This is a genomic window from Mesorhizobium sp. M2C.T.Ca.TU.002.02.1.1 (genome assembly GCF_003997225.1).
The window spans coordinates 1-2,310 of record NZ_RZTO01000905.1; the positions used below are offsets into that span (position 1 = coordinate 1).

General features: G+C 58.4%; 1 protein-coding gene and 2 pseudogenes. All 3 read left to right on the forward strand.

Annotation, left to right across the window (positions count from 1 at the left end):
* Positions 1-253: pseudogene (locus EOD07_RS38250) on the forward strand (hypothetical protein); the annotation flags it as partial.
* The gene (locus EOD07_RS31235; protein ID WP_206519612.1) at positions 210-464 is read left to right on the forward strand and encodes a hypothetical protein; all 255 of its coding nucleotides are present in this window, start codon (positions 210-212) and stop codon (positions 462-464) included. The pseudogene EOD07_RS38250 and the gene EOD07_RS31235, both read left to right, overlap by 44 nt.
* Before the next feature lie 1,218 nt (positions 465-1,682).
* A pseudogene (locus EOD07_RS31240) lies at positions 1,683-2,310 on the forward strand (hypothetical protein); the annotation flags it as partial.

Sequence of the window (2,310 nt, forward strand, 5' to 3'; positions counted from 1 at the left end):
GTATTTGATGTACGGGCTGCCGGGGCGAATGGTCGGCCGTTTCACGCTGCATCACAACCGCACGCTTTTCCTGTTCGTCTTCACCGTCGACGAGGGCCCTCTGCCAACGGCATTGGACCTGCAAACGGAAATGCCGCGCAAGAAATATGCCGATGGGGCAGGGTTCAGCCTTGGCGATGATTTCCGCCTATGTGCTGGCAGGCGAACCCTTGAAAGCCGACGGACAGCCCCAGGAGGCTTTCATCAGGTATGAAGCATTCCTGCGGGACTACATCCAAACAAAACAGCAGGGCGCGGAGCGATTTGCCATCGCCTTGGCGCCAAGGACACAGCTAGGACTGCTGTTCCGCAACTTGGTGACGAAGGCATTCGCGGTGCCCGGCCTGGCGCGTCTGGTGATCGGGAAGGAAATTGCCGACGCGGTGGGACTACCCGACTATCACGGGCGGCTCCCGATCAATTGAAAGTGCTGGCGGGCACATCAGTCTTCCGAGCTGTAAACGAGGCCCGGCTCGACGATCCACTCGCCCGGGGAGAGCGATTGCATGCCATAACATCCGTCGGGCAGTCACGCGCAAACCCAACGTAGCGGCAGCGAATGCCTGCCGAATCCGCGACCATGGCGAAGATCGGCCGTTCGGCAAGGTAGCCGACGACAGCGTTATCGGCGCTAGACTTTGGGGTGGCCGGCCTGGCAATCCTAAGTATGTAGTATTCGATTGGAATGCTTCTTGCACCCAGGCGCATGATCTTGTCCCTCCAAAGAGAGGAACGCCGCAAGCCAGTATGCGCTCACAAGTCAAGGAAATCCAATTCTTTGAGTCTGGTCGCCCGGTCATGTCGCGATACGAGGCCCTGATGGAGCGACGAAGCTCGAAGCGCGGCGCCGCCATCGACCCCCGCGCACGGGCCGCTGATCCCTCGCCTTTCTTCGACCCATTTACGTGCAATCATTGCAACTTCACCAAAGCGATCTCCCAGCTGGTAGCTCGATGCAGAAGGGAGAGATAGCGAGGTACCCCGTCAACATGCTTATTGCCATCGCCTTGACGTTTGTCGCCGTCACAGGATCGTCTTCCCTGCACTATGAGGCAATCCGGCGCTTCGACAGATTGGCCCGCAAGTCAACTGGGGCTACCCCGCGCTGCTCTTTGTCATCTGCGGGCTGGTCGGTCTTCATCTCGTCGAGATCGGGACTTATGCTGCGATATTCCATTTGGCAGATCAGACACTTGTTCTCGGTGACTTCGACGGGAAGGCCTTTCGTCGAGCACGGATTGTTTTTATTACGCAGCCAAAGCCTATGCCTCCCTCAGCTACAACAACGTGATCCCGATCGGTGGAAATGCGGCTCGTGACATCCATAGCGCCGTTGAACGGGTTGCTGCTTCTGACCTGGTCAGGCTCCTTTCTCGCTGGTGGAGGACTGGCAAAGGAAGGGAAAATAGCGCGGGAGCGCTCTTTGTGCGCTCACAAAACCTGAATTGAAGCCTCATCTCGCCGAGGGGCGATAGCCGCCTCGATCACGCGCAATTACAAATATAAACAAATTCGTGAGTAGGGCGCTACCGGGTTCGAATCGCCCAACTCGTGCCACAAAAGAGGCCCCTCTTCTCTCCACGCAAAGTCGCCAAGGCTTTGCAAGAAAACGATAATTTTCGATTTGTGAGCGGGAGGTTTTGATGAATCCTGCGGGTATTCGTGTGCCCTTTTCGAACCCGACAACCTATGTGGTGACAGCTCTATTCGCAGTAGGCCTCGTTGCAACAGCACCTCAGGCATACGCACAAAGCGCCGCGAGCGCCGCCAGCCAGGCGCCGAACGGCTTGTGGCTCACCACGCCCTATCCCGAATTTTCGGCCCAGGCCGGCAAGAGCGTCAGCGTGCCCTTGAACTTAGCTAACCGCGGACTGCCGCCGCAACGCGTCGAACTCGGTGTCGATGGCCTGCCCGATAGCTGGAAGTGGGAGATCGATGGCGGCGGCAAACCCGTCACCGCGGCAATCGCCGGCTCGGACGGCACGGTCAGCCTGACGCTGAAGTTGACGCCGCCGACAGGAGACATCGGCAAGGAAATGAAATTTTCCGTGTCCGGCAAGGCCTCCACGGAGGTTTTGAAATTGCCCATGGCGATGACGCTCGCCAAGACCGAGCCGGCGAAGCTCACGCTGGAACCGAAGCTTCCTGCCTTGCGCGGCACCGCAAAATCGGCCTTCGACTTCCAGGTCGATATCAAGAACGATGGCCAGGAAGACTCGACTGTCAACCTGCTGTCGAAGGCGCCGCCCGGCTTCCAAGTGACCTTCAAGC